Source organism: Streptomyces sp. NBC_00988 (assembly GCF_045162645.1).
GTDB lineage: Bacteria > Actinomycetota > Actinomycetes > Streptomycetales > Streptomycetaceae > Streptomyces.
In genome coordinates this window covers 10,913,858-10,939,334 of sequence record NZ_CP108730.1, presented here as the reverse complement: position 1 = coordinate 10,939,334, position 25,477 = coordinate 10,913,858, and the positions used below count along the sequence as shown (strand labels likewise).

Below are 25,477 nucleotides of genomic sequence, written 5' to 3'. Positions count from 1 at the left end.
AACTCGGCAGATAGCGTGCAGACATGAACGGGTTCCTACAGCAACTGCCCGCGCTGATCGGTGTCGTGATCGGTGCCCTCGGTTCGTACGTGGCGATCGTGCGAGGCGATCAGGCGAGGTTCCGCCGTGAGCGGGACGCCCGTTGGGAGGAACGGCGGCTGGAGGTGTACGCCGAGTACGCCCGGACGTTGAAGAGGTCGGTGACCCTGACCTACCGGGTCGCCTCCCATCTCGGCAACGACCCGCACCCTCACCCGCTGAACCTGACGGAGGCGGAACCGCTGCTCGCCGAGGCGACCGTGGGCCGCGATCCCTCCGGTGAGGCGCTGATCCTGCTGGGCAGTCCGGAGGTCGTGGAGAGGGCCCGGGCATGGGTCAGCGCGGTGATGGAGATGGAACGGTTCATGCGCACGGAGACCCACGACCCGGACGCCTGGCGGGAGTTGATGGACCGTCAGCGCGCCGGCCGCGAGGGCTACTACGCGGCCGTACGCGAAGACCTGGCACTCCCGCCCGGCCACTCGGGCCGCTGGCTGACGCCCCAGGAATGACCTCGTACCTCACCGGTACCCGGTCGCATCCGCCGGCTTCCCCACGTCCTGCACCTCCACCAGGTACCGCCACGCGTCCGGGCGGCTGCCGTCGAGGTCCGTGAAGCCGTACACCGGGGCGAGCCCGCCGCTGGAGAGGGACTGCCCGTTCCAGCGGGCCACTTCGGGGTCGGCGGCGAGGGCGGCGACGGCCCGGCCGACGTAGCGCGGGGTCTCCGAGATGGCGAAGTGGGGGACGCGTTCCAGGGCGTCGCGCCAGTTGTCCTCGCGCACGCCGAACTGGTCGAGCATGATCTCCGAGCGCAGCCAGCCCGGGGTGAGCGCGAGGGCGGTGGCGCCGCGCGGGCCGAGTTCGTGGCCGAGGGCAAAGGCCATGCGCAGGACGGACGACTTGGCGAGGTCGTAGAAGAAGGAGACGCGGTAGGTGTCGCGGTTGTACTCGGCGGTCCCGTCGGTCATCTCGACGACCAGACCGCCGGGCCGGCGCAGCAGCAGGGGCAGCGCGTGGTGGCTGGTGATCGCGTGCGTCTCGACCGCCAGCCGGAGGATGCGGAGGCCCTTGTCGAGGTCGTGTTCCCAGACGGGGGTGTCCCAGGCGAAGAGGTGCTCGCCGCCCCAGATGTCGTTGACGAGGATGTCGAGGCGGCCCTGTTCGTCGTCGATACGGTCGACGAGGGCCCGGACGGCCGAGGGCTCCAGGTGATCCGTGGGGACGGCGATGCCCCGGCCGCCGGCCGCGGTGACGAGGTCGGCGGTGTCCTCGACGGTCTCGGGCCGGTCGTACTCGGAGCGCTGGGCGCGGGTGCTGCGCCCGGTCACGTAGACGGTGGCGCCGGCCACGCCCAGTTCCACGGCGATCCCGCGTCCCGCTCCGCGCGTCGCCCCCGCGACCAGCGCGACCTTGCCTTCCAGTGGTCCCGGCATGTCCGGCCTCCCGTGCTCGTCCGACTCGCTGTCCTGTCGATCGTGCAGGAGAAACCGGACACCTTCTGTCGGGTATTCGCCGGTGCCTCAGTGGCCCCGCGCGATCCACTCCTCCAGGTGTGCGGCCTCCGCCCCGACGGTCGTCGAGTCGCCGTGCCCGGTGAGCACCTTCGTCTCGGGCGGGAGGGTCAGCAACCGGTCGCGGATGGAGTCGATGATCGTCGGGAAGTGGGAGTACGACCGTCCCGTGGCGCCCGGGCCACCGTGGAAGAGGGTGTCGCCGGTGAAGACCGTGCCGAGCCCGGCGTCGTACAGGCACACCGCGCCGGGCGCGTGCCCCGGCGTGTGCAGGACCTTCAGGTCGGCGCCGGCGGCCTCGATCACCTGACCGTCGGCGAGATGGGCGTCGGGGTCGCGGTCGGGGTGGGTCTGCTTCCACAGCGGCAGGTCGTCGGGGTGCAGCCAGATCGTGGCGCCGGTACGGTCCGCGAGTTCGGGCGCCGCGTCGATGTGGTCGTTGTGCGCGTGGGTGCAGATGATGGCGGTCAGCCTGCGGTCGCCGATCGCCGCGAGGATGGCGTCGGCGTCATGGGCCGCGTCGATGACGACGACCTCGTAGTCGTCGCCCACGATCCACACGTTGTTGTCGACGTCCCAGGTACCGCCGTCGAGGCTGAACTGCCCCGAGGTGACGAGGTGTTCGATACGAGCGCCCATCACAGCTCCACCACCGAACGCAGAACGTCGCCGCCGTGCATCCGCTCGAACGCCTTCTCCACCTCGTCGAGTTGGATCGTCTCCGTGACGAACGCGGCCAGGTCCAGGCGCCCTTGCTGATGCAGATCGATGAGCATCGGGAAGTCACGGGAGGGCAGGCAGTCGCCGTACCAGGACGACTTGAGTGAACCGCCCCGCCCGAAGACGTCCAGGAGCGGGAGTTCGAGCTTCATCTCCGGAGTCGGGACACCTACGAGGACGACCGTGCCCGCCAAGTCCCGCGCGTAGAAGGCCTGTTTGTACGTCTCCGGGCGGCCGACCGCCTCGATGACGACGTCGGCACCGAAGCCGCCGGTGAGTTCACGGATGGCCTCGACGGGGTCGCTCGCCTTGGAGTTGACGGTGTGCGTGGCCCCCATGGAGCGGGCCTTCTCCAGCTTGCGGTCGTCGATGTCCACGGCGATGATCCGCGCCGCACCAGCGAGTTGGGACCCGGCGATCGCCGCGTCACCGACACCACCGCACCCGATCACCGCGACCGTGTCACCGCGTCCGACGTTGCCGGTGTTGATGGCCGCACCAATGCCGGCCATGACGCCACAGCCCAACAGCCCGGCGACGGCCGGGGAGACGGACGGGTCGACCTTGGTGCACTGTCCGGCGGCGACCAGGGTCTTGTCGGCGAAGGCGCCGATGCCCAGGGCCGGGGAGAGTTCCTGGCCGGTCGAGGCGAGGGTCATCTTCTGCTTGGCGTTGTGGGTGTTGAAGCAGTACCAGGGGCGACCGCGCAGACAGGCGCGGCAGTTCCCGCACACGGCACGCCAGTTGAGGATCACGAAGTCGCCGGGTGCCACGTCGGTGACGCCCTCGCCGACCGACTCGACGATGCCGGACGCCTCGTGGCCGAGCAGGAAGGGGAAGTCGTCGCTGATGCCGCCCTGTTTGTAGTGCAGGTCGGTGTGACAGACCCCGCAGGCCTGTACCTTCACCACGGCCTCACCGGGTCCGGGATCGGGTACGACGATCGTCTCGACCCGGACCGGCTCGTTCTTGCCCGGTGCGATCACGCCGCGTACTTCCTGCGCCATGGTCCTGAACCCCTTCGTCGCCGTTGTCCCTGCCTCCGACCCTACGCGTGACTGATCGGTAAGGGCACGCTGACGGCCCGGCCACGCCCCCTGACCGTCACGGTGATCGATCGCGGCCGACGTAGCCTGAATGCTCCGACCGACTCCCGAGGAGCGCCGTGAGCATCGCAGGGACTCAGAGCGGTCCGCCGGCCTGGCGGCTGCTCCTCGACTACGTACGACCGCACCGCTGGGCCCTGTTGGCGGGCGCGCTGCTCTCGTTGGTCACCGGGGGCACCGGGTTGCTGCTGCCGCTGGTGGCGCGTGGGCTCATCGGCGACCTCTCGCACGACCGGACGATCACCGGGGCGCTGCTCGCGATGTCGGCGTTGGTGGTCGCCAACGCGGCGTTGGGCGCGCTGGGTTCATACGTTCTGCGGCGTACCGCGGAGTCGGTGGTGCTCGGTGCGCGGCGTGCCCTGTCGTCGTATCTGCTGCGGTTGCGGATCAGCGCGGTGGACCGCAGCGAGCCCGGCGACCTGATGGCCCGCATCACCTCCGACACCACGCTCCTGCGCGAGGTGACCACGGACTCGCTGGTCGGTCTCGGCACCGAAGGGCTCATCCTCGTCGCGACGGTGGTGATGATGGGTCTGGTCGACCCTGTGCTGCTGGCCGTCACCCTCGGCGTGATCGTGGGTGCGGGCATCGTGCTCAGCGTGATCGTGCCGCGCATCAACCGGGCCAGCCGGCAGGCACAGGACGCGATCGGCGTGATGGGCGCGTCGCTGGAGCGGATCCTCGGCGCGCTGCGCACGGTGAAGGCGTCCGGCGCCGAGGACCGCGAGGAGCGCACCCTGCACGCGGCGGCCGAGGAGTCGTGGCGGCAGAGCATCCGCGCGGCCAAGTGGGCGGCAGCGGCGGGCAATACGGCCGGCCTGTCGATGCAGATCGCCTTCATCACCGTCCTCGCAGTGGGCGGAGCACGCGTGGCGACAGGCGCGATTGACGTCGGCACGCTGGTCGCCTTCCTCCTCTACGTCTTCTATCTCATGCAGCCGATCCAGCAGGTCGTCGGCGCAATCACCCAGTACCAGACGGGCGCCGCGGCCCTCTCCCGCATCCAGGAGGCGCTGGAACTCCCCGCCGAACCCCCGTCCCCGCCCGCCCAGTTGCCCTCCCCCGGCGCCGAACCCGCGGCCCTCGCCTTCGACGACGTCCGCTTCCGCTACGCCGACGACCTCCCCTACGTCCACCACGGCGTGACCTTCGGGATACCGGCCCAGGGAATGACGGCGTTCGTCGGCCCGTCCGGCGCCGGCAAGACCACCGTGTTCTCCCTCATCGAGCGTTTCTACGACCCCGAGTCCGGCGCGATCACCCTCGACGGCCGGGACCTCGCGGAGTGGGACCTGTCCCAACTCCGGTCCGCCATCGGCTATGTGGAGCAGGACGCCCCGGTCCTGTCGGGTTCCCTGCGCGACAACCTGCTGCTCGGCAACCCGGACGCGGACGACGACGCCGTATCGCGCGTCCTGAAGACAACCCGCCTCGACGGCCTGGTCGCCCGCCTCCCGAAGGGCGCCGACACTCTCGTCGGCCATCGGGGCACCCGCCTCTCCGGCGGTGAACGCCAGCGCGTCGCCATCGCCCGCGCGCTCCTGCGCCGCCCCCGCCTGCTCCTCCTCGACGAGGCGACCTCGCAGCTGGACGCGGTGAACGAGGCAGCCCTGCGCGACACCGTCGCCGATGTGGCCCGTACGACGACGGTCCTGGTCGTGGCGCACCGGCTGTCCACGGTGACGATGGCCGACCGGATCGTCGTGATGGACGCGGGCCGCGTCCGCGCGGTGGGCACGCACCGGGAACTGGTGACCGCCGACCCGCTCTACGCGGAGCTGGCGGCGACCCAGTTCCTGGCGACGGCGGGCTGATCCCGCGGAACGGCTGAGGGCCGCCCGTTTCCGGACGGCCCTCAAGGTCTGCGTGCTCCGCAGGATCAGTACTGCGGGCTCACGGCTCGATGCTGGGGAGGAGTCCCGTGACCGGCGCGGCCATGTCAGTGACCTGGTGCAACTGCTGGAGGTCGTTCAGATGGTTCAGGCCCTGCAGCTGGTTGGCGACCCGCGGGACCTCCGCCCGGTGCTCGGCGGGGATCTCGCTCACCGCGAGCGAGTCCAGCAGGGCGACCGGGCTGACCTTGCCGTCCTTGAAGGCGGGCGCGTCGGCGGCGTTCGCCATCGGCGCGACGAGGCCGGTGACCCCGACGGCGAGACCAACGGCGGCGGCAATACGTCGTGTTGAGATCATGCCCTCAGCAACGCGGCCGGTCCCCGCGCGGTCACGGGTACCGGGCACCGCTCACCCGTGAGGCGGAGCGCGCCGCCCGGTTTGCCGACCACGGCGAGGCGGAGGAGTCTCGTAGGAGAGGCCCGTCGCGGCTCGCTCCGGTGTGGGCCGCGGCCCTCCGAGGAGGTCACCATGGGCACTGCGGCACGCCCCGGCTTCGACTCCGAAGCCCTGCGCCGGGGCATAGAAGAGCACACAGCGGCGACACTTCTGTCGCTCTACGCGGACGACGCCGAGATCCACGTCGTCGACCACCAGACCCAGCCCAGTCACCCCAAGGTCCTGCACGGCCGGGACGAGATCGGCGCGATGCTCGCCGACGTCTACAGCCGCGACATGACGCACAAGCTGGAGGAGTGCGTCGTACAAGGGGACCGGGTCGCCTACAGCGAATCGTGTCAGTACCCGGACGGGGCCCGTGTCCTCGCCGAGTCGATGCTTCTGCTGGAGGACGGCAAGATCACCCGGCAGACCATGATCCAGGCATGGGACGGCTAGCGGGGCTGGTGCCGAAGGTCCGGATCAGCACCCGTCTGACCTGGACCTTCTCGGCGACCACGGCACCCGCGCGGTCCGCTACGGCTCGACGCCGAGCACCGGTCTCCGCAGCGGGCCTGCGCGCGTCCGCCACGCTGCTGGGGTCGGTGCTGCGGGCGGCACGGTCCCGCTCGCTTCCGCCGCCGCCCGCCGGTCGGACGCGGGGTTTCCGGCGTGGCTGAGCGGGCCGGGGCCGTCGTAGGACTGTCGGTTAGGCTGTTGGTGGGCCGTGACTGGCGCTGAGGTGGAGCACCACCGTGGAGCGGCCCACGCGGAGTCGATGCCGTGCGCCTGGGCGATTGGTCAACCAGCTCAGGAGTGGATCATGTCTCAGGCACGGCTCATGGACGGCAGCGCGCTCGCCCGGCGCATCGTCGAGGACACCGCGAAGAAGGCCGCCGACCTCACGGAGCGCACCGGTACGGCGCCCTGTCTGGCGACGGTTCTGGTCGGCGCGGACCCGGCCTCCGTCACGTACGTCCGGATGAAGCAGAACCGCAGCCGCAAGGCCGGCATCGAGTCCCGGCATGTCGAGTTGTCCGCCACCACGACCACCGCCGAACTGGTCGGCACCCTCGACGAACTCTCCGCCGACCCCACCGTGCACGGCATCCTGCTCCAGCATCCGATGGGTGAACACATCGACGAGCGGGCCGCGTTCGAGGCGATCGCGGCGGAGAAGGACGTGGACGGCGTGACCTTCGCGTCGTTCGCGTCGATGAGCTTCGGCCTGCCGGGCTTCGTGTCCTGCACGCCCGGCGGGATCATGCGGCTGCTCGACGAGTACGACGTCGACCCGTCCGGCAAGCGTGCCGTAGTGATCGGCCGCAGCGCGATCCTCGGCAAGCCGGCCGGCATGCTGCTCCTGGCCCGCGACGCCACGGTCACCTACTGCCACTCCCGCACCCGGGACCTGTCCGCGGTGGTCCGCGAGGCGGACATCGTGGTCGCGGCCGTGGGTCGCCCCCGGCTGATCCGCGGCGAGGACATCAAGCCCGGCGCGGTCGTGATCGACGCCGGCTACAACGCGGGCAACATCGGCGACGTCGACTTCGAATCCGCCGCCGAACGCGCCTCGTTGATCACGCCGGTGCCGGGCGGCGTCGGCCCGATGACGATCGCGACGCTCCTGGAACAGACGGTGACCGCCGCGGCCCGGCAGCTCGGGGTGTGATCAGCGCGTCCACGCGCTGTAGTCCATGACGTCCCCGGCCTTGACGCCGTACTCGGGCTGGTCCTTCGTGAAGGTGCTCTCCATTCCGAGGACGGCGCCGGTGGCCGGGTCCATGATCAGCATCAGGCGGGTCGCGGACTGCTGATAGACGTACGCCTGCCCGTGCCGCCCGAGCCGGTCGGTCACCTCCCCCACCGGCCGCAGCCCGTCCGCCCCCGCGAGCAGCCGCGCCAACGCGGCCGACTCACGAGCCCCGAGCGTCCAGTGGTCCAGCAACTCCCCCACGGCCGACAGGAGTTCGGGGGTGGTCAACGGCGTCTTGCTGTACGCCGTCTCCTGGAGGTACGCCCGCAGTCCCGCCACGTCGTGCGGGGGCCGGGCATCGGGCGGGACATCGCTCCAACTCGGCGGAAACGTCGTCTCCTTGAGGACATGCCCGTCCTCGACGACACGTTCCGTGTGACTGGCGTCCGCGTTCCAGCGCACGATGCGTTCCTCGGGGATGGTGACCGGCGGCTTGTCGTCGGACATGCCGAGACTCCATGACTGCACGTGGGTTCCCCTGCGCAGAACGGGAGTTCCGTCGGCCGCGGTCGCCACGGCGAGGGCGGCGAGCTGCTTCAGGGATACGGGCGTGGAGCCCGCCTGCACCGTCAGCGCGCGGGGGACCGCGACCGCCGGGGTACCGCTCGGCCCGCCCAGCACGAGAGTGAGCACGGTCGCGGCGACGGCAGCGGTGGCCACGATGCTCCACTGCAACCGGCGCCGCCGTGAACGCCGTTCGTGCAGCAGCCCGTTGAGCCGACGCTCGGCGTGATGGTCCAGCGGCCCGTCGCCGTAGAGGGGCCCGTCGCTCGTGAACGGGTTGGCGCTACGCAGGAGTTCGAGCTCATCAGCCATGGCGGTGGTCCTTCAAGGGGGTGAGGGCAATGCCCCAAAGGGGCGCGGGCGGTGTCGATGTGCGGCTCCGCCGCGTGGGCGCGACCAGCCACGACGCACCCGCGGCCGACCAACAGCACGTCGCGGCACGTGGAACGTTCATCGCCCCGCCCCTCCCAGCACCGCGAGTCGATCGATCTCGGCCCGCAACCTCCGCCGCGCCCGATGCAACCGCATAGCCGCAGCCCGCACCCCACACCCGAGAACCACGGCGACCTCCTCCACCCCCAGCTCCTCCCACGCCGTCAGCCGCAGTACTTCCTGATCAGCCGACGACAACCGCGCAAGCGCCTCGTGCACCCACGCGCCGGGCGCCTCCGCCTCAGGACCAACCGCGACCTGTCTCCCGTGCGCGCCCTCGTCATTGCCCAACCGATCGACGAGCCGACGGCGCCGCCCGTACCCGCGCACCGCGTTGGCCAGGCAGTTACGGGCCACGCCGTACAGCCAGGGCAACGGGGCCGGCGGCAGATCCGCACGGCGGCGCCAGGCGACGGTGAAGACCTCCGCCACCACTTCCTCGACCTCGCTGCTCCGCCCGTCCAGTCGCCGCGCAACATAGCGGCTGACCGCCCAGTAGTGCTCGCGATAGGCAGCGGCGAAGTTCTCGTCGTTGCTCATGTCCCGTTCGTGTCCGGCACCCGGGCGATCGTCACACCCGATTTCGTGATTCTCCTCGCGTCGGTCGAGTGTGACGTGCGAGCGGTGCGCGGACACAGGCGGGGCGTGAGAGACCTCAAGAGCATCAAGTGGCTGACGACCACGGACCACAAGACGATCGGCACGCTGTACCTGGTCACGGCGTTCGGGTTCTTCTGCATCGGCGGCGTGATGGCGCTCCTCATGCGCGCCGAACTCGCCAGACCCGGCCTGCAGATCATGTCCAACGAGCAGTTCAACCAGGCGTTCACGATGCACGGCACGATCATGCTGCTGATGTTCGCGACGCCCCTGTTCGCCGGCTTCGCCAACTGGATCATGCCGCTCCAGATCGGCGCCCCGGACGTCGCCTTCCCCCGCCTGAACATGTTCGCCTACTGGCTGTATCTCTTCGGCTCGACGATCGCGGTGGGCGGCTTCCTCACTCCCCAAGGCGCGGCAGACTTCGGCTGGTTCGCCTACTCCCCACTCTCGGACGCGGTCCGCTCGCCGGGCATCGGCGCCGACATGTGGATCATGGGTCTGGCCTTCTCCGGCTTCGGCACGATCCTCGGTGCGGTCAACTTCATCACCACGATCATCTGCATGCGCGCACCGGGCATGACGATGTTCCGCATGCCGATCTTCGTGTGGAACGTGCTGCTGACCGCCGTACTCGTTCTGCTGGCCTTCCCGGTCCTCGCCGCCGCGCTCTTCGCGCTGGAGGCGGATCGGAAATTCGGGGCACACGTCTTCGACGCCGCCAACGGCGGTGCGTTGCTGTGGCAACACCTCTTCTGGTTCTTCGGCCATCCAGAGGTGTACATCATCGCGCTGCCGTTCTTCGGCATCATCTCCGAGGTCATCCCGGTCTTCTCCCGCAAGCCGATGTTCGGCTACATGGGACTGGTCGCGGCCACGATCTCCATCGCCGGCCTGTCCGTGACGGTGTGGGCCCACCACATGTACGTCACCGGCGGAGTCCTCCTGCCGTTCTTCTCCTTCATGACGTTCCTCATCGCCGTACCGACAGGCGTGAAGTTCTTCAACTGGATCGGAACGATGTGGAAGGGGTCCCTGTCCTTCGAGACCCCGATGCTCTGGGCCACCGGCTTCCTGATCACCTTCGTGTTCGGCGGCCTCACGGGCGTCATGCTCGCCGCCCCGCCCATCGACTTCTCGACCTCCGACTCGTACTTCGTCGTCGCCCACTTCCACTACGTGGTCTTCGGCACGGTCGTGTTCGCGATGTTCTCCGGCTTCCACTTCTGGTGGCCGAAGATGACCGGCAAGATGCTCGACGAGCGCCTCGGCAAGATCACCTTCTGGACGCTGTTCATCGGCTTCCACGGCACCTTCCTGGTCCAGCACTGGCTCGGCGTGAACGGGATGCAGCGCCGGATCCCCGACTACCTGGCGGTGGAGGGCCTGACGACACTCAACACGGTGTCGACGATCTTCTCGTTCCTGCTGGGCCTGTCGTTGCTGCCGTTCTTCTACAACGTCTGGAAGACGGCCAAGTACGGCGAGAAGGTCGAGGCCGACGACCCGTGGGGCTACGGCCGTTCGCTGGAGTGGGCTACGTCCTGCCCGCCGCCGCGGCACAACTTCGTCTCGCTCCCCCGCATCCGCAGCGAGTCCCCGGCGTTCGACCTCCATCACGCCGATGTCCCGGCCCTGGAACGGGAGTTGACGTCCCGGTGACCGCCATGGACGAACACCCCGTCGACACCGGAGCCTTCCTCAACGACATCGAGGGCCACCTGCTGATCGCCGCCGCCCACGCGGAGGGCCGTACCGCCGCCGCCCGGTTCACGGCACGGCTCGACTGGCTCACCGACGGCCAACGGGACGAGGTGGAGCGGCAGTTCGAGGCGGAGTACCTGGCCCTCACCCGGCTGTCGTGGCAGCGTACGGCCGAGCGGGGTCGTCAACTGCGGGACGAGTACGAGGAGACGTACCGGCGACTGCGGCAACGCGCCCTAGCCTGCTGCCTGTTGGCGTGCGCCCTGCTCGCGGCGACGGGTCTGGTCACCGTGGCGCTCGCCTAGGGACGTGTGTCCCGCCGGTCCTGACGACCGGCGGGACGATGTGCCGTGCGGGGGCCGGTACGGCTAGGTCAGCGTCCACTTCTGGTTGGTCGCCGTGCCGCAGGTGTACAGGATCAGCAGGGTGCCGTTGGCCGTGGCCGCGCCGGACGCGTCCAGGCACAGACCCGCGTTGACGTTGGTCAGGGTGCCGTCGGAGTTGGCGGTCCACTTCTGGTTGTTCTGGCCGTTGCAGTCCCAGATGATGACCTTCGTGCCGTTGGTGGTACCGCTGTTGTAGGCGTCCAGGCACTTGTTGCCGTAGACCACCAGTTCCTTGCGGGAGGTGTACGTCCAGGCCTGGTTCTGGCCGCCGTTGCAGTCCCAGATCTCGGCCTGGGTGCCGTTGGTGATGGTGTTGTTGTAGACGTCGACGCAGCGGCCGGACCCGGTGCCGACGACCAGGTTGCCGTTCGTGCCCGGGATCGGCTGGACGTTGATCGTGCCCAGGGTCGGAAGTGAACTGCCCGTCAGGGTCAGGGAGTTGGCCGATCCCTTGGACAGGTTGGCCTGCACCGAGATCGTGCCGGCGCTGGAGCCGGTCGGCGGGAAGGAGACCGTCGTCGCGGTCTGGCTGTTGACCTGGAGGGTGCCGGTGACAGCCGTCGAGCCGGTGTTGGTGTAGGTGACGTCGACGACGTTCAAACCGGTGCTCGCCGCACTGACGGCGGTGTACTTGCCGGTCGAGGTGGCCGTGTAGTTCGTGCTCGCCGCCTCGGTGCCGCCGCTCACCTTCAGCATCACCGAGCCGCCCGCCGGAACGCTGGCGGTGTAACTCGTGCCGTACGAGCCGAGGTTGGTCTGCGCCCAGAGGTCGCGGACCGTGGCGGAGGCGCCGGTCAGGCCGAGGTCGGACCAGCGGACGGTGATGTTCTGGGCGGAGGAGGTGCGGTTGAGCAGTACGACCGCGCGGTTGCCGGTGCCGGAGAGGACCCTGCCGTAGACCTGGAGGCCGGTGGTGTCCTCGGCGACCTTGACGCCCTGGAGTCCGCGCGCGTCCTGGTCGACGGCGACGACGTCCGAGTTCTTGAGGATCGCGGCGGTCTCACTGGTCATCGCGGTGAGGTCGTTGCCGGCCAGTAGCGGGGCGCCGGAGATCGCCCACAGGGCCATGTGGGTGCGATTCTGGGCCGCCGTGAGGCCGGACATGCCGACGGTGAGCATGTCGGGGTCGTTGTAGTAGCCGGTGTGCTGGGCGGCCGGGTGCAGGGTCTGGTCGAAGTTGGAGAGCACGCTCGCCTGGGACGCCGTGCCGCCGTAGTAGTAGATGTCCGTGCTGGTCCGCCACATGGGGGCGAGGCCCGTGGCCCAGTTCCAGGTGTTCTGGTAGCCCCAGTTGCAGATCGAGAGGGTCAGCGCGCGGCCGGTGCTGGCGGTGGCCTTGGTGACCGAGGCGCTGATCGCCTTGTACGCCGTCGCCGCGTCGAGACCCTCGGCGTTGCCGCCGCACCAGTCGACCTTCACGAAGTCGAAGCCCCACTGGGAGAACTGCAGCATGTCCTGGTCGTAGTGGCCCTCGCTGCCGGTGTTGGCGGCGGCGGGGCGGCCCGTCGGGTAGTAGTAGCCGCAGCCGTTCGCTCCGGCGTCCGTGTAGATGCCGGCCTTGAGGCCCTTGCTGTGGATGTAGTCGGCGATGGCGCTCATCCCGCCGGGCCACTCGCTGGTGTCGACGGTGATGTTGCCCGCGCTGTCGCGGGTGCCCTGCCACCAGCCCTCGTCGATGTTGATGTAGTTGTAGCCGGCGGCCGGGAGGCCCGCGGCGACGAACGCGTCGACCTGCGCCTTGATGACGCTGTAGTCGATCTTCGAGGCGAAGCTGTTCCAGGAGGCCCAGCCCATCGGGGCGGTGGGCACGGCCATCTGACGGGTCGTCGAGGCGACCGGGGCCGCTTGAAGGGGGTCCGCGGGGGCTGGTCTGGTGACGAGAAGCAGGGTGAACACTGCTGCGGCCATCGCGAGGGCGCGCAGGATGGGGGTGCGGAACATGCGGCTCCTTTGCCGATATTTCGAACATGGATCGGGCAACCGAACGAAACGGCGCGCTGAAAGTAGAGCCACCGGAGGGTGAAGTCAACGGCTGTGACACGAGGGGCAGTTGGAATCCCCGTGGGAATCCCCCACTCGTCGGCCACCGGGCGCGATACTGACCGTCGTGCGCGTAGCGATCATGACGGCGGGATCCCGGGGCGATGTGGCCCCCTACACCGGACTCGGGCATGCCCTGGTCCGCGCGGGCCACGAGGTCACCCTCGTCACCCATGCGAGCTTCGCGCCCCTGGTGGCGGGCTCGGGCGTCGGTTTCCATCCCCTCCCGGTCGATCCCCGGGCCGAGTTGGAGTCCTCGCGGGGGCGCGGGCTGCACCGCAGCGCTTCGGGCGGGGGCAAGTTGCTGAAGGTGGTCACGATGGCGCGGGCGCTGGTCGGGCGGATGACCGACGAGCTGCTGACCGCCGCCCGGGCGAGTGAAGTGCTGTTGCTGTCCAGCTCGTTGGGGCCGCTGGGGCATGCCGTCGCCGAGGGGCTGTCGTTGCCGAGCATGGGCGTGTATCTCCAACCCCTCGCGCCGACAGGGGAGTTCGCGCCGCCGGTGCTCGGGGGCGGCTCCTGGGGCGCGGTCGGCAACCGGATCGCCGGGCGCGGGGTGAACCGCGCGGTGGAGCACGTCTTCACCACCGCCGTACCGGAGGTCCGCTCCCGACTAGGCCTCCCCCACACCCGACCCGGCGCCGCGCTCCGGTCCCGGGAACGGCACGACTGGCCCGTCCACCACGGCTTCAGCCCCCTGATCGTGCCCCGCCCGGCCGACTGGCGCCCCGGACTCACAGTGGCGGGCTACTGGTGGCCGTACGACGGCGACGCCCAACTCCAGCCGGAACTACGGGACTTCCTCGGCTCCGGTCCGGCCCCGGTCTTCGTGGGGCTCGGCAGTGCCACCGTGCCCGATCCGGAGCGGCTGAGCGCCGAGATCGTGCGCGCGCTGCGCCGGGCGGGATTGCGTGGAGTGATCCAGCGTGGCTGGGGCGGCCTTGAAGCGGCCGGTGACGGCGTCCTGACCGTCGGCGAGGTTCCGCACTCGGCGCTGTTCCCGCGGATGGCGGCCGTGGTCCATCACTGCGGTGCGGGGACGACCGCGGCCGGGCTGCGCGCCGGGGTGCCTGCCGTGCCGGTGCCGATCCAGTTCGACGAGGGCTTCTGGGCGGCGCGCCTGGTCGCCCTGGGCGTGGCTCCCGCTGCCGTACCACTGCGCGGCCTGACCGCCGACTCCCTGTCCGCCGCGCTCGTACGGGCCACGCGTGAACCTGCCTTCGCCGAGCGCGCGCGAGCTCTCGGCGCCCGGGTGCGCGCCGAGGACGGCGTCGCGCCCGTGCTGGCCGCCCTGGACGCGGTGCGCTAGCGCTCCTGCCGCGCCACGGCCTCGGGGGTGACCGGCGTGAAGAAGTTGATCAGGTTGCCGTCGGGGTCCCGGAAGAGGAGCGAGCGGTTGCCCCAGGGCATCGTCGTCGGCTTCTGGACGATCTCGCAGTCGAGGTCCGCCAGGCGCTCGAACTCGGCGTCGACATCCGCCACGCGGAACTCGGTGATCACCGAGCGGTTGGCGGCGGGTTGTGCGGAGCCGGTGCCGAACAGGGCCACGGTACGGGTGCTCGCGACCGCCAACGTGCAGGCGGGCGTGACGAGTTCGGCGAAGTCGGGGGTCGACCACGTGGCCGTGACGCCGGTGACCTGTTCGTAGAACCCGACGAGACGGGCGACGTCGTCGGTGATGACGCGGATCGAGACGAAGTTCATGGCGGCTTCCTGTCGGAGGTCGTGGGCGGTGCCGGATGAAGAGGCGTCTCCCACGCTAGGACCGATACCGGACAGCTTCCGCCCGGTATCCGAGGCAGACTTCCGGAGTGACCACATCGACCGCCCGCGTGCTCGCCCTGCTGGAGATCCTCCAGGGCGGCGGCCTCCGCACCGTCCCCGACCTGGCCACCCGCCTCGGCGTCGACGAACGCACGGTCCGCCGCTACGCCGGCCATCTGCTGGAACTGGGTGTGCCGGTCGACTCGGTGCGCGGTCGCCACGGCGGCTACCGGCTCGCCCCCGGCTATCGGATGCCCCCGCTGATGCTCACGGACGAGGAGGCCCTGGCCGTGGTGCTCGGGCTGCTGGCCGGCCGTAGGGCGGGGCTCGTCACGACGTCCGCCGCGGCGAGCGAGAGTGCCACGGCGAAACTGCTGCGGGTCCTGCCCGCCGCCCTGCGCCGACGCCTCGACGCCCTGCTGGACACGGCCGACTTCACCGCGCGGCCCCGTACCGCCACCGCCCCGGAGACGGGGGTGCTGCTCGAACTCGCCGAGGCCGCGCTCCATCGGCGGCCGGTGGCGATCGGCTACACCGACCGCACGGGCCGCGGCAGCGACCGTACCGTCCTGCCGTACGGACTCGTGGCGCACGCCGGGCGGTGGTATCTGACCGGCGCCGATCCCGCCGACGGGGAGGTCCGCACCTTCCGCCTGGACCGGATCACCGCCATGAGCGTGCGGCCGGGCTCGTTCGCCGTCCCGGACGAGTTCGACCCGGCGGCCACGGTGCTGGACAGCCTCGCGCGCACGCCCTGGACCCACGACGTGTCGCTGCGCGTCCGGGGCAGCGTGCGGCACATCCGCACGCTGCTCCCGGCCGAGATCGCCACCCTGTCCACTGCCGCGACCGGCGATTCAGGGGCCGGCGAAGGCGCCGGATGGGTGCACGTCCGGATCCGGGCCGAGCGGCTGGAGTGGATCCCGCCGGTCCTCGCCGCCCTCGACCGCCCGTTCGTCATCGAACGTCCCGCCGCCCTGCGCGATCTCGTACGCGCGCTCGCGCGCCGTCTGGACGAGCACGCCACGGACGACTCGGTCTAGCGCTTCCAGCCGGGCGGCTGCATGATCCCGAGGAGCTGTCGGACCAGTTCCTCCACGACCTCGTCCAGCGTGGCGTCCACCCAGCCCGCGCTCCAGTCGTGGAGCAGGCCGTTGACGCTGCCGATGAAGGCCGCGGCGGCGATCCGGTAGTCGCGCCGCGCCGCCTCCCCGCGCTGGGCGGCGGCCCGTGCCTCGGTGCAGATGAGGTTGATCCAGCGGGCACGCCGGGCCAGCCGCTGTTCCTCCAGCCGGGCGCTGACGCCGATGATCTCGACGAAGGTGATGCGGATTCGGCGCGGATCCACGGTGACGTTCGCGGCGTACGCGTGGAAGATCGCGGTGGACCGCTCGGCGAGCGGCAGGCCCTCCGCGGATCTCAGCGCGGCCAGGACGGCTTCCTCGGCCCAGTCGTTGACCTGGAGGTGGAGGGCGGCCAGGACGTCCTCCAGGCTGCGGAACTCCTCGTAGAACTGCCGGGTGGACAGTCCTGCGGCCTCGCTGAGGGCGGCGACGGTCGTGGCGCGGTAGCCGGGGGTGTCGCCGAACAGCTGGAGCGCGGCGTCCAGGAAGCGTCCGCGCCGCTCGACCTGCCGCTGCTCGGCGGACTTGCCGCCGTAACGACCGGTCGGCGCCTTGAGCCTGCCCGCCACTGTCACACCCCTGTCTCGTTGACCACCGGCCATCTTGTCGTGTCCGTGGTCTTGCGGAAAAGAGCACTCCTTCCTCACTTCTCATCAAATTCACTCCGAATTTGCATTTGTTCGGATGTCTTCACATGAAGACGAAGGGGCGCCGGTCTCCTGGAAGACCGGCGCCCCTTCGGTGCTCAGCTGTGCGCTGCCGCCCACGTGGCCAGTTCGGACTTGGCCGCGCTCAGCAGCGTCGAGGAGGGGCTCGACGCGCCGTTGGTGATCAGGGCGTAGTGCAGGGTTCCCGAGCCGGTGGCCGAGAGCAGGAGGCGGTGGCTGCCGGTGCCGCCCGGTTCGTTGGCGTAGCCGATCGGGGTGGACGACGTGTACGCCGGGACCCCCGAGATCGCTCCCAGGTCGGAGACCACGGTGGTGGACGCGGCCGGGAAGGACGCCGGGAGGTGGAGTTCGGTCGGGGCGGTGGAGCTGTTGGAGCGCCACATCAGCAGGCCGTACTGGCCGGAGCCCACCAGCGAGGACACGTTCGGGAGGGAGCTGGGGACCGGGTTCCAGGTCAGGGTCGTCGAGCCGTCGCGGGAGCGGTCCTCGTAGGTGAAGGCGACCGTGGTGCCGGCGGTCGCGCTCGGGTAGATCCGGTCGAGCAGCCGGGCGTCCTGACGGAGTGTCACCGTTCCGGAGTCGGTCATATTGACGGCCGAGAGGTCCTCGTCGTTCCAGGCGTCGCCGGAGGTGAGCACCTTGTCGGGGTTGTCGTTCATCAGCTCGCTGTGGCGGCCGTTGTAGATGTCCCACTGCCACTGCGTGCCGGACAGGACCGGCCCTGAGCCCGCCGGGTTGGACCACCAACTCGCCCCCGGCAAGCGGGAGTCGAGGGCCTGGTACATCGCCTTGAGCACGGTGGGCGCCTTGCCGGAGACCGTCCCCGACAGCGGATGCCCGAACTCGCTGACGATGGCGGCGGTACCGGCCGCTGCGGCCCGGTCACGAACCGTCCCGAAGTCGGTCGAGTACTGACCGTCGGCCGCGTTGCCCCACATCAGGATGCCGGAGATCGCCTTCTGGTCGTAGAAGTGGGTGTTGAAGACGTACCGCGAGCCGAGCGTGCCCGCGTCCAGGAGTCCGCCCTCCTGCACCTGGCTGGAGATGTTGGAGTTCCAGAAGAGGTTCGGCTCGACGAGGGCGGGCTTGGCGCTCCAGCCGGCCGCGTCCATCCGCGCCCGGAACTTCACATAGAACGGCCAGAGCAGGTTCTGCTCCCAGGTGCGGCTGGTCTGACCGGAGTCGTAGGTCCCGGCGAAGGGCTCGTTGTACGGGTCGAAGCCGACGACACCCGCGAACTCCTCGGTGGTGAGGTGCTGTTGGATGTACGTCATCGTCGACTGCGCGGTGACGAGGAAGGCGTCCTGGACGCCGTAGTTGTTGTGCCAGAAGTCGTACTGCGCCTCGGTCACGGCCGCGTTCTGGGTGATGTTCTGACCCCAGAAGAGGCAGATCCCGCAGGACTCCTGCGGGTAACTCCCCAGCGCCACGGCCCACTTGGGGGCGCCGTCGCCGGTGTACCAACTGCCGCTGTTGAACAGGTACTTGGAGTAGAGGTCCTGGTGGAAGTCGGGGTAGACGCGGATGCCGGCGTCGAGGAACGCCTGCATCTGGGCGGTGGCGGCGGCCAGGTACGTGGTGTCGACCTGGCCTCGGACGGGTTCGGCGTAGGCCCAGGAGAGCAGGAAACGGACCGAATTGCCGCCGCCGAGGGCACGCAGCGCGGTCGCGGACTTCTTCGCGTCGGCGACCGAGGCGAAGGGGAGACCGTCGTTCTCCGCCAGTTTGGTCTCACCGGAGACGTTGTAGCCGCGCAGCACGACCTGGCGGCCGTAGCTGTCCACGAAGCTGCCGTTCTGGACGGTCAGCGCCGAGCCGTCGAACCAGAGGGAGTCGGTTGGGGTGGCGGCGGTTGCTGGCCCAGCGCCCAGCACCGACAGGAATCCGCAGAGGACAACCAGGACAACGATCAAACGCGCCCGGATATTCGTCATGTCCACTACAGTCCGGTGATTTCCGGACACTGTCAACACTTCTGACTCGCGAGTAAGTTTGCGCGCCACAAGCCTTGTTGACACATTTCAGGCCACCCGACGCGCCACGTTCAACAGGTACTCCTTCCGGTTCAGCGGGTTGTGGTCGGTGCGCGCCCGCTCCGGGACCGTGCCGTGCGCGACGGGCGCGTAGTGGTCGAAGGCGCTCTCCCACTCGCCCTCCCCACGCGTCAGCCCCGGCAACTGCCTCTCCAGCCCGTGCACTTGGGCCGCCGGCACCTCCCCCTCCAGCACACAGAGCGACCCGTGCGTCTCGGTGGTCCGCGGTACGGCGCGCAGCGCGGCCAGCACCGGCAGCAGCGCGGCGAGGGTGTCGGCCGGAGCCTCGACGCGGAACCGGTGCATCGGCTCGTGCACCTGACTGCCCGCCCGCCGCAGCGCCTCGACGAGGACGAGCGGGGTCAGTCCGCGGAAGTCGGCGCCGGTGCTCGACATGCTCTTGTCGAAGCCCTGGTGGGCGTGGCTCTGCCGGGCCGAGTAGCCGGAGTGCGTCATGGTGACCACGCAGTCGGTGACCCGCCAGCCGTGCAGACCCTGACCGAGTGTCTCGCGCACGGTGTCCTCGACGGCCTTGAAGAAGGCGTACGGCATCGCGCCCAGCTCGACCTCCAGGCCGAACCGAACGCCCGAGCCGACCGGGCCCGGGTCGACGCGCAGACCGACCGTGGCGAGGAAGGGGTTCGGGTCCTTCTTGTTGAACTCGACCGCCGAGCCGGTGCCGATGGGCCTCTCGACGCACAGCGGAGTCGTCTCGCGGAAGGTGACGTGCACCCCGAACTCGTCGGCGAGCGTGGCCTGGATGACCTCCTTCTGGACCTCGCCGTAGAGGGAGACGGCGGTCTCCTGACGCACCTCGTCCTGGCGCAGGCCGATCAGCGGGTCCTGTTCGGCGAGCTGGGTCAGTGCGAGGTGCAGGGCGCGCCGGTCGGCGTCCGGGCCCGGGACGATGACGGTTTCGAGGGTCGGCGGCGCGAAGTAGTGCTCAACTGCCTTCCTGGGTACGCCGATCGAGTCCCCGATCCTGATCTCGCCGAGGCCCCGCAGCCTGCCGATCCGGCCCGCCGGGACGCAGTCGCGCTCGACGTCCGTACCGTGGTCGAAGACGCTGATCGCGGTGACCTTGCCCTCCTCGCGGATGCCACCGGTGTCACCGAAGGTGATCCGGTCGCGGGTGCGGAGGGTGCCGGAGAACAGCCGCGCGTAGGCGACCTTCTCGCCCGCCGGGCCGCGCTCGACCTTGAACACCGTTCCGGAGAGCGGGCCTTGGGGATCGCCTTCGGCCGGCGGCAGCAGTTCCTTGATGCCGGTGATCAGCGCGTCGACGCCTGCGCCGGTGATGGCGGAGCCGAAGTAGACGGGGTGCACGAGGACTTGGCGGGTCTGGGTGGCGAGGGCCGTGCGCAGAAGGTCGTAGGTCACGGTGTTCTCGACGTACGCGGTGAGGAGTTCGTCGTCGTGCTCGGCGAGGACGGCGGGTGCGCTCGGGCCGAGGCCTGGCACGAATCCCGCCTCCCGGGTCCCGAGCCCCTCGACCGAACCCATGGGCACGACGGCCGCCCTGAGCCGTTCGGAGATCGCCGAGAGGAGGTCGTCGTAGCGTGCGCCTCGTCGGTCGATCTTGTTGACGAAGAGGAGCGTGGGGATGCGCAGCCGTTGGAGTGTGCGCATCAGGATGCGGGTCTGCGGCTGGACGCCTTCGACGGCAGAGACGACGAGAACCGCGCCGTCGAGCACGCCGAGCACCCGCTCCACCTCGGCGATGAAGTCCGGGTGACCGGGGGTGTCGATCAGGTTGACGGTCACGTCGTCGACCGGGAACGAGACGACGGCCGACTTGATGGTGATGCCGCGCCGGCGTTCCAGCGCGAGGGTGTCGGTACGGGTGTTCCCGTCGTCGACGCTGCCGATCTCGTCGATCACACCGGCCGAGTGCAGGAGGCGCTCGGTCAGGCTGGTCTTACCTGCGTCTACGTGCGCGAGGATCCCGAGGTTGAGCAAGTGCACCTGGAGTCATGTCCTTTGATGAGGGGGGCCTTCCTTCCTGGGCGGACATGAACGGTGCGCGCATCTCAGTGCTCCTCGGTCGTCGCTGACTCGTCTCCAGTAGTTCAGCAGGGGCGGGGGTACGGCGGCAACGGATTAACGCCGGGCCGGCGAGGTGGGGTGGGCGCGTGGCGCTCCGGCGCAGGCCAGGGCCCGGATGCGACGCTTGCGCCGTCCGGCGGCGGTGGTGGCGGTGACAGGAGCCGAGCATGCGTGACCTTCTCCCGGTGCTGAGCGGCTGGTACGCCGCACACACCCCCTTCGGCCTGGCCACGGTGGTCGCGGTCAGCCGCAGCGCGCCGCGTGATCCCGGTGCGGCGATGGCGGTGGGGCCGGGTGACGAGGTCGTGGGGAGTGTGTCGGGTGGCTGCGTGGAGGGGGCGGTCTTCGAGCTGGCACGCGAGGTCGTCGCAAGCGGCGAGGCCCGCCTGGAGACCTTCGGCTACAGCGACGAGGACGCCTTCGCGGTCGGGCTCACCTGCGGCGGCGAGATCACCGTGCTGGTACGGCCTGTCACACCTGAGATCGATCCCGCGTTCGGGGCGGTGGCGCGGTCGGTCGCCGCGGGTGAGCCGGTGACGATGGCGACGGTGGTCGATGGGCCGGCGGTGCGGGGGGCGACCCTTGCCGTCTGGCCGGAGGGGGTAGGTGGGGGCGTTGGCGCTGCCGGTGGGCCCGGCGCCCTCGGCGGCGCTGGCACCTCGGGCACCTTCGGCGTCATCGGCACCCTCGGTTCGACCGGCCTGGACGTGGCCGTCACAGCCGACGCCCGCGGTGAACTCGCTCTCGGTGCAACCGGGTTGCGGCACTACGGCCCGGACGGTGAGCGGCGTGAGGACTCCGTCGCCGTGTTTCTGCACTCGTTCGCGCCGCCGCCCCGGATGCTGGTCTTCGGTGCGATCGACTACGCCGCGGCGGTGGCCCGGATCGGTGACTTCCTCGGCTACCGGGTGACCGTGTGCGACGCCCGCCCGGTGTTCGCCACGCCGAAGCGGTTCCCGGCGGGCGTGGAGGTGGTCGTGGACTGGCCGCACCGCTATCTGCACGGCACGGACACCGACGAACGCACGGTGATCTGCGTCCTCACCCACGACCCGAAGTTCGACGTACCGCTGCTGGAGGAGGCGTTGCGCCGGCCGGCCGCGTACGTCGGGGCGATGGGCAGCCGCCGTACGCATGACGAGCGTATGCGTCGGCTGCTCGAATCCGACCTGGGCGAAGGCGAGTTGGCGCGCCTGCGCTCACCGGTCGGCCTCGACCTCGGCGCGCGTACGCCGGAGGAGGTGGCCGTGTCCGTGGCGGCCGAGATCGTCGCGCTGCGGTGGGGTGGGACGGGGGTGCCGTTGACGGGGGCGGCGGGAGCGATTCATCGGGGGCCGGCGGGGTGACCCGGCCGGCCTGGCGGGCGGGTCGGGGCAGCCGTAGCGGCCCCGGTCGTTGCCCCGATGCCCACACTCCCAGACAGAAGGGGGCGCGGACCGTCCCCTGCAACGAGGCCCGGGATATGGGTAGTTGGGCCGGTCCGGGGGCCCGAGCGGCGAGCTGACTACCGGCGAGCGTGCCGTCCGTGTGACACGCGCACCCGTGACGAGCACCGCCGCATGTCGGCGTCGACCTCGCACCGGCCAACCGAACGCCGGTGATCCCGGTCAGCCTCTCTGCGGCAACCGGTGCAGTACGAGGTCCGTCAGCGTGCCCTCGTTCACCGTCGCCGTCATGTACGTGCAGTACGGCTGGCGACGGCGGTCGGTCGGAGACCCCGGGTTCAGCAGGCGCAGCCCGCCCGGGGCCGTCGTATCCCAGGGAATGTGGCTGTGCCCGAAGACCAGAACGTCCAGGTCGGGGAATCGGGCCGCGCAGCGTGCCTCGCGGCCCTGGGCGGGGCCCGTCTCGTGGATGGTGCCGAAGCGCAGGCCGCCCAGCTCGGCGTAGGCCGTCTCCGGGAGCCGGGCGCGCAGTTCGGGGCCGTCGTTGTTGCCGTGGACGGCGACGAGCCGGCGGCTGTGGCTCTCCAGCAGGTCGAGGGTGGGCGTGTCGACCCAGTCGCCGGCGTGGAACACGACGTCGGCGCGCGGGAGTTCGGCGAGGAGTTGCGCGGGGAGTTCCCTGGCGCGCTTGGGGAGGTGGGTGTCGGACATGAGCAGCAGACGCACGGTCTCACCCTAGGGGTGTGGCGTCGTTGCGGCTTTCCGTTACCGCTTCCGCAAGGATCTACAGCCAAGACTGTTCAGTTGTGACTGGACAGTTTGCTCTGCCGGTTTTACGGTGGGGCTCATGGATCACCGGCTCACCGAGACTCCCGCGGACATCTCCGACTCCGCGGCCCGCTCCGCGCGTGATCTGCGCGTGGTGTTCAGCCGGCTGCGGCGCAGGATCCGCGAGGTCGCGACGGACGAGGACCTCACCCCGTCGCAGGAGTCGGCGCTCACGCTCGTCGGCAAGAACGGCGCGGCCACGGCCAGCGCCCTGGCGTCCGCCGAGGGGGTCAGGCCGCAGTCGATGGCCGCCACCCTCGCCGCCCTCGACCAGCACGGGCTGATCCGGCGCAGCCCCGACCCCGAGGACGGCCGTAGACAACTCGTCACCCTCACCGAGGCCGGCCGCGAGCGGATCGAGGACAACCGGCAGGTCCGCGAGGAGTGGCTCGCGCGCGCCTTCGAGGACCGGTACACCGAGACGGAACGGCGGACGATCCTCGACGCGCTGACGTTGTTGGAACGGCTGTCCGAGCAGTGATATCGAAGCCCACCCAGGCGCTACGGTCCACACGCCCCGCCCCCACCGGCTTCGACCGGCGCCTGATCGCGCCCATGGTCCTCGGCTCCGTTCTCAACCCGATCAACTCCTCGATGATCGCCGTGGCCCTCGTGCCCATCGGCATCGCCTTCGGGGCGCCGCCCTCGGAGACCGTCTGGCTGGTCTCGGCGCTGTATCTCGCCACCGCCGTGGGGCAGCCGGTCATCGGGCGGCTGGTCGACATGTACGGGCCGCGCCGTCTCTATCTCATCGGTACGGCCCTGGTCGGCGTCGCCGGAGTCATGGGCGCCCTCGCGCCGTCGCTCGGCGTGCTGATCGCCGCCCGTGTCCTGCTCGGGTTCGGCACCTCGGCCGCGTATCCGGCCGCGATGCAGCTGACCCGCAGCGAGGCCGAGCGCACCGGCAAGGACAGCCCGGCCGGTGTCCTCACCGCGCTCGCCGTCTCCGCCCAGACGGTGTCGGTGATCGGACCCACGCTCGGCGGCTTCCTCATCGGCGTCGGCGGCTGGCGCGCCATCTTCACCGTCAACGTGCCGCTGTCCATCGCCTGTCTCGTCCTCGGCGCGCTGCGACTCCCGAAGATGAACAAGGACACGGCCGGCACCCGGCGCGATGTCGACCCGCCCGGCATGCTCCTGTTCGCGGTCATGCTGGTCTCGCTGATGATGTTCCTGACCGCCCCCAAGCTCTCCGAGTGGTACCTCCCGGTCCTCAGCGCCACCGCGGCCGTCGCCTTCGCGAAACGCGAACTCCGCGTCCCGGAACCCTTCGTCGACCTGCGCGTCCTCGGCGGAAACCTCCCCCTGGTGACCACGTACGTCCGCCAGTTCCTCGGCTACACCACCGCGTACGCCTTCCTCTACGGCTATACGCAGTGGCTGGAGGAGGGGCGCGGCCTGCACGCCTCCGCCGCCGGACTCATCCTGCTGCCCCTGTCGGCCACCGCTCTCGGCGTCTCGACCCTCACCGGGCGCCGTGAGGCGATCCGCGCCAAGCTGCTCGTCGGCAGCGCCATCCAGATCGTCGGCTGCGCAGGGTTGTTCCTCATCGACTCCGACAGTCCGGTCTGGGCGCTGCTCGCCGTCGGTGCCGTGCTCGGCATCCCGCAGGGCCTGCTCGGGCTGGCCGGGCAGAACGCCCTGTACCGGCAGGCCGAGCCCGCGCGCATCGCGTCCGCCGCCGGGCTGCTGCGCACCTTCATGTACCTCGGCGCACTGGCCGCGTCGGCCGCTACCGCGGCCTTCTTCCCGCACCGCGCCGACACCCCGGGCCTGCACGACCTGGCCCTGTTCATGGCGATCGGGTCGGCGCTGCTCCTGGCGATCACCCTGCCCGACCGTTCCCTGCGCACCCTCACACCCAAGACCGTCTGAGCCCCCGTACCTCCTGAAAGGCCTCTCCCATGGCACTCACCACCCTCGACCCGCGTACCGCTCTCGTCGTGATCGACCTCCAGGGCGGCATCGTCGGCGCTCCGACCCAGCCGTACAGCGGGCCCGAGGTCGTCGCCCGCACCGTCGAACTCGCCGACGCCTTCCGGGCCGCCGACCTCCCGGTGGTGCTGGTCCGGGTCACCTTCGCCGCCGACGGCGCGGACGCGGTCCCCGGCCGCAACGAGCAGCAGCGGCCCGGTGGCGCGACCCGCGCCGAGGGCTGGGACGTCATCGCCGACGAGCTGGCCGGACACCCGGGCGACATCCACGTCGTCAAGCGGAACTGGGGCGCCTTCCACGGCACCGACCTCGACGTACAGCTGCGCCGCCGCGGGATCACGCAGATCGTGCTGACCGGCATCGCCACCAGCATCGGCGTGGAGTCCACCGCCCGGGCCGCCCACGAGCACGGCTATCACGTGACCCTGGCCACGGACGCGATGAGCGACCTGGACACCGTCTCGCACGCCCACAGCATCGAGCGGATCTTCCCGCGTCTCGGCGAAACGGGCACCACCGCCGACATCCTGGAACTTCTGGCCAAGACCCGCGACGCGAGGTGACATCCTTTTACGCCGGGTAAACCGTTGCCCAACACCAGCCCAATGGGCGGCATCGAGACAGA

General features: G+C 70.3%; 25 protein-coding genes and 1 riboswitch. Of the genes, 13 read left to right on the top strand and 12 right to left on the bottom strand.

Annotation, left to right across the window (positions count from 1 at the left end):
* The first annotated feature begins 23 nt into the window (after positions 1 to 23).
* Positions 24 to 551 (top strand): hypothetical protein, encoded by a 528-nt coding sequence (locus tag OG496_RS49350; protein ID WP_405975570.1) that lies wholly within the window; start codon positions 24 to 26, stop codon positions 549 to 551.
* A gap of 9 nt (positions 552 to 560) precedes the next feature.
* Here OG496_RS49350 and OG496_RS49345 read toward each other — a convergent pair whose 3' ends face one another.
* The 3 genes from OG496_RS49345 to OG496_RS49335 all read right to left on the bottom strand — a co-directional run bounded on the left by OG496_RS49345 (position 561) and on the right by OG496_RS49335 (position 3,280).
* Complete coding sequence (locus tag OG496_RS49345; RefSeq protein WP_405975569.1) at positions 561 to 1,475, bottom strand: SDR family oxidoreductase; 915 nt, start codon at positions 1,473 to 1,475, stop codon at positions 561 to 563.
* An 87-nt stretch (positions 1,476 to 1,562) separates the two neighbouring features.
* Positions 1,563 to 2,192, bottom strand: coding sequence for an MBL fold metallo-hydrolase (locus tag OG496_RS49340; protein ID WP_405975568.1), 630 nt, complete (start codon positions 2,190 to 2,192; stop codon positions 1,563 to 1,565).
* Positions 2,192 to 3,280 (bottom strand): S-(hydroxymethyl)mycothiol dehydrogenase, encoded by a 1,089-nt coding sequence (locus OG496_RS49335; protein ID WP_405975567.1) that lies wholly within the window; start codon positions 3,278 to 3,280, stop codon positions 2,192 to 2,194. The genes OG496_RS49340 and OG496_RS49335 overlap by 1 nt, the downstream gene beginning before the upstream one ends.
* A gap of 158 nt (positions 3,281 to 3,438) precedes the next feature.
* Here OG496_RS49335 and OG496_RS49330 point away from each other — a divergent pair, with 158 nt between their 5' ends.
* Positions 3,439 to 5,193, top strand: coding sequence for an ABC transporter ATP-binding protein (locus tag OG496_RS49330; protein WP_405975566.1), 1,755 nt, complete (start codon positions 3,439 to 3,441; stop codon positions 5,191 to 5,193).
* 79 nt (positions 5,194 to 5,272) lie between these two features.
* Here OG496_RS49330 and OG496_RS49325 read toward each other — a convergent pair whose 3' ends face one another.
* Positions 5,273 to 5,569, bottom strand: coding sequence for a hypothetical protein (locus tag OG496_RS49325; protein WP_366491536.1), 297 nt, complete (start codon positions 5,567 to 5,569; stop codon positions 5,273 to 5,275).
* A 171-nt stretch (positions 5,570 to 5,740) separates the two neighbouring features.
* Between OG496_RS49325 and OG496_RS49320 the strand changes: the two genes are divergently transcribed.
* From OG496_RS49320 to OG496_RS49310, 3 genes are all read left to right on the top strand, one after another.
* On the top strand, positions 5,741 to 6,106 hold the full coding sequence (locus tag OG496_RS49320; protein WP_033280311.1) for a nuclear transport factor 2 family protein: 366 nt from the start codon (positions 5,741 to 5,743) through the stop codon (positions 6,104 to 6,106).
* Complete coding sequence (locus tag OG496_RS49315) at positions 6,094 to 6,327, top strand: hypothetical protein (protein WP_366491538.1); 234 nt, start codon at positions 6,094 to 6,096, stop codon at positions 6,325 to 6,327. Before OG496_RS49320 ends, OG496_RS49315 begins: the two co-directional genes overlap by 13 nt.
* A 37-nt stretch (positions 6,328 to 6,364) precedes the next feature.
* A riboswitch (ZMP/ZTP riboswitch) is annotated at positions 6,365 to 6,449 on the top strand.
* A 21-nt stretch (positions 6,450 to 6,470) separates the two neighbouring features.
* On the top strand, positions 6,471 to 7,319 hold the full coding sequence (locus OG496_RS49310; protein WP_405975565.1) for a bifunctional 5,10-methylenetetrahydrofolate dehydrogenase/5,10-methenyltetrahydrofolate cyclohydrolase: 849 nt from the start codon (positions 6,471 to 6,473) through the stop codon (positions 7,317 to 7,319).
* Here OG496_RS49310 and OG496_RS49305 read toward each other — a convergent pair whose 3' ends face one another.
* Both OG496_RS49305 and OG496_RS49300 read right to left on the bottom strand, forming a co-directional pair.
* On the bottom strand, positions 7,320 to 8,219 hold the full coding sequence (locus OG496_RS49305; protein WP_405975564.1) for a CU044_5270 family protein: 900 nt from the start codon (positions 8,217 to 8,219) through the stop codon (positions 7,320 to 7,322).
* A 138-nt stretch (positions 8,220 to 8,357) separates the two neighbouring features.
* The gene (locus OG496_RS49300; protein WP_405975563.1) at positions 8,358 to 8,879 is read right to left on the bottom strand and encodes an RNA polymerase sigma factor; all 522 of its coding nucleotides are present in this window, start codon (positions 8,877 to 8,879) and stop codon (positions 8,358 to 8,360) included.
* A 105-nt stretch (positions 8,880 to 8,984) separates the two neighbouring features.
* Here OG496_RS49300 and ctaD point away from each other — a divergent pair, with 105 nt between their 5' ends.
* The gene (ctaD, locus tag OG496_RS49295) at positions 8,985 to 10,601 is read left to right on the top strand and encodes a cytochrome c oxidase subunit I (protein ID WP_405975562.1); all 1,617 of its coding nucleotides are present in this window, start codon (positions 8,985 to 8,987) and stop codon (positions 10,599 to 10,601) included.
* Between the two features lie 5 nt (positions 10,602 to 10,606).
* Positions 10,607 to 10,948 (top strand): hypothetical protein, encoded by a 342-nt coding sequence (locus OG496_RS49290; RefSeq protein WP_405976857.1) that lies wholly within the window; start codon positions 10,607 to 10,609, stop codon positions 10,946 to 10,948.
* A gap of 63 nt (positions 10,949 to 11,011) precedes the next feature.
* Here OG496_RS49290 and OG496_RS49285 read toward each other — a convergent pair whose 3' ends face one another.
* Positions 11,012 to 12,970: a ricin-type beta-trefoil lectin domain protein gene (locus tag OG496_RS49285; protein WP_405975561.1), complete on the bottom strand. Its 1,959-nt coding sequence runs from the start codon at positions 12,968 to 12,970 to the stop codon at positions 11,012 to 11,014.
* 181 nt (positions 12,971 to 13,151) lie between these two features.
* Here OG496_RS49285 and OG496_RS49280 point away from each other — a divergent pair, with 181 nt between their 5' ends.
* A complete protein-coding gene (locus OG496_RS49280; protein ID WP_405976856.1) occupies positions 13,152 to 14,378 on the top strand; it encodes a glycosyltransferase in 1,227 nt (408 codons plus the stop codon).
* Here the strand turns inward: OG496_RS49280 and OG496_RS49275 are convergent.
* Entirely contained in the window at positions 14,375 to 14,773 is a 399-nt protein-coding gene (locus OG496_RS49275) for a VOC family protein (RefSeq protein WP_405975560.1), read from the bottom strand. The genes OG496_RS49280 and OG496_RS49275 overlap by 4 nt on opposite strands.
* A 107-nt stretch (positions 14,774 to 14,880) precedes the next feature.
* On the opposite strand from OG496_RS49275, the gene OG496_RS49270 reads away from it, so the two are divergent.
* Positions 14,881 to 15,876, top strand: coding sequence for a helix-turn-helix transcriptional regulator (locus OG496_RS49270; protein WP_405975559.1), 996 nt, complete (start codon positions 14,881 to 14,883; stop codon positions 15,874 to 15,876).
* Here the strand turns inward: OG496_RS49270 and OG496_RS49265 are convergent.
* From OG496_RS49265 to OG496_RS49255, 3 genes are all read right to left on the bottom strand, one after another.
* A complete protein-coding gene (locus OG496_RS49265) occupies positions 15,873 to 16,526 on the bottom strand; it encodes a TetR/AcrR family transcriptional regulator (protein WP_405975558.1) in 654 nt (217 codons plus the stop codon). The genes OG496_RS49270 and OG496_RS49265 overlap by 4 nt on opposite strands.
* A gap of 176 nt (positions 16,527 to 16,702) precedes the next feature.
* On the bottom strand, positions 16,703 to 18,559 hold the full coding sequence (locus OG496_RS49260; protein WP_405975557.1) for a cellulase family glycosylhydrolase: 1,857 nt from the start codon (positions 18,557 to 18,559) through the stop codon (positions 16,703 to 16,705).
* Between the two features lie 87 nt (positions 18,560 to 18,646).
* Complete coding sequence (locus tag OG496_RS49255; RefSeq protein WP_405975556.1) at positions 18,647 to 20,623, bottom strand: GTP-binding protein; 1,977 nt, start codon at positions 20,621 to 20,623, stop codon at positions 18,647 to 18,649.
* Positions 20,624 to 20,871: 248 nt separating this feature from the next.
* Between OG496_RS49255 and OG496_RS49250 the strand changes: the two genes are divergently transcribed.
* Positions 20,872 to 22,050, top strand: coding sequence for an XdhC family protein (locus tag OG496_RS49250; RefSeq protein ID WP_405975555.1), 1,179 nt, complete (start codon positions 20,872 to 20,874; stop codon positions 22,048 to 22,050).
* Between the two features lie 261 nt (positions 22,051 to 22,311).
* Here OG496_RS49250 and OG496_RS49245 read toward each other — a convergent pair whose 3' ends face one another.
* Positions 22,312 to 22,815, bottom strand: a complete 504-nt coding sequence (locus OG496_RS49245) for a metallophosphoesterase family protein (RefSeq protein ID WP_405975554.1) — start codon at positions 22,813 to 22,815, stop codon at positions 22,312 to 22,314.
* Positions 22,816 to 22,936: 121 nt separating this feature from the next.
* Between OG496_RS49245 and OG496_RS49240 the strand changes: the two genes are divergently transcribed.
* From OG496_RS49240 to OG496_RS49230, 3 genes are read left to right on the top strand one after another with little or no spacing between them, the layout of a single operon-like run.
* Positions 22,937 to 23,398, top strand: coding sequence for a MarR family winged helix-turn-helix transcriptional regulator (locus OG496_RS49240; RefSeq protein WP_405975553.1), 462 nt, complete (start codon positions 22,937 to 22,939; stop codon positions 23,396 to 23,398).
* Entirely contained in the window at positions 23,395 to 24,792 is a 1,398-nt protein-coding gene (locus tag OG496_RS49235; protein ID WP_405975552.1) for an MFS transporter, read from the top strand. The genes OG496_RS49240 and OG496_RS49235 overlap by 4 nt, the downstream gene beginning before the upstream one ends.
* 29 nt (positions 24,793 to 24,821) lie before the next feature.
* Positions 24,822 to 25,415: a hydrolase gene (locus tag OG496_RS49230; protein ID WP_366491553.1), complete on the top strand. Its 594-nt coding sequence runs from the start codon at positions 24,822 to 24,824 to the stop codon at positions 25,413 to 25,415.
* The last annotated feature ends 62 nt before the right edge of the window (positions 25,416 to 25,477 follow it).

Excerpts from the sequence above, each read along its gene's own strand:
- OG496_RS49230 (WP_366491553.1), top strand. The coding sequence starts at position 24,822 with ATGGCACTCACCACCCTCGACCCGCGTACCGCTCTCGTCGTGATCGAC.
- OG496_RS49315 (WP_366491538.1), top strand. The coding sequence starts at position 6,094 with ATGGGACGGCTAGCGGGGCTGGTGCCGAAGGTCCGGATCAGCACCCGT.
- OG496_RS49305 (WP_405975564.1), bottom strand. The coding sequence starts at position 8,219 with ATGGCTGATGAGCTCGAACTCCTGCGTAGCGCCAACCCGTTCACGAGC.
- OG496_RS49260 (WP_405975557.1), bottom strand. The coding sequence starts at position 18,559 with ATGACGAATATCCGGGCGCGTTTGATCGTTGTCCTGGTTGTCCTCTGC.
- OG496_RS49250 (WP_405975555.1), top strand. The coding sequence starts at position 20,872 with ATGCGTGACCTTCTCCCGGTGCTGAGCGGCTGGTACGCCGCACACACC.
- OG496_RS49310 (WP_405975565.1), top strand. The coding sequence starts at position 6,471 with ATGTCTCAGGCACGGCTCATGGACGGCAGCGCGCTCGCCCGGCGCATC.
- OG496_RS49275 (WP_405975560.1), bottom strand. The coding sequence starts at position 14,773 with ATGAACTTCGTCTCGATCCGCGTCATCACCGACGACGTCGCCCGTCTC.
- OG496_RS49345 (WP_405975569.1), bottom strand. The coding sequence starts at position 1,475 with ATGCCGGGACCACTGGAAGGCAAGGTCGCGCTGGTCGCGGGGGCGACG.
- OG496_RS49350 (WP_405975570.1), top strand. The coding sequence starts at position 24 with ATGAACGGGTTCCTACAGCAACTGCCCGCGCTGATCGGTGTCGTGATC.
- OG496_RS49285 (WP_405975561.1), bottom strand. The coding sequence starts at position 12,970 with ATGTTCCGCACCCCCATCCTGCGCGCCCTCGCGATGGCCGCAGCAGTG.
- OG496_RS49280 (WP_405976856.1), top strand. The coding sequence starts at position 13,152 with ATGACGGCGGGATCCCGGGGCGATGTGGCCCCCTACACCGGACTCGGG.
- OG496_RS49290 (WP_405976857.1), top strand. The coding sequence starts at position 10,607 with ATGGACGAACACCCCGTCGACACCGGAGCCTTCCTCAACGACATCGAG.
- OG496_RS49340 (WP_405975568.1), bottom strand. The coding sequence starts at position 2,192 with ATGGGCGCTCGTATCGAACACCTCGTCACCTCGGGGCAGTTCAGCCTC.
- OG496_RS49300 (WP_405975563.1), bottom strand. The coding sequence starts at position 8,879 with ATGAGCAACGACGAGAACTTCGCCGCTGCCTATCGCGAGCACTACTGG.
- OG496_RS49325 (WP_366491536.1), bottom strand. The coding sequence starts at position 5,569 with ATGATCTCAACACGACGTATTGCCGCCGCCGTTGGTCTCGCCGTCGGG.
- OG496_RS49240 (WP_405975553.1), top strand. The coding sequence starts at position 22,937 with ATGGATCACCGGCTCACCGAGACTCCCGCGGACATCTCCGACTCCGCG.
- OG496_RS49335 (WP_405975567.1), bottom strand. The coding sequence starts at position 3,280 with ATGGCGCAGGAAGTACGCGGCGTGATCGCACCGGGCAAGAACGAGCCG.
- OG496_RS49320 (WP_033280311.1), top strand. The coding sequence starts at position 5,741 with ATGGGCACTGCGGCACGCCCCGGCTTCGACTCCGAAGCCCTGCGCCGG.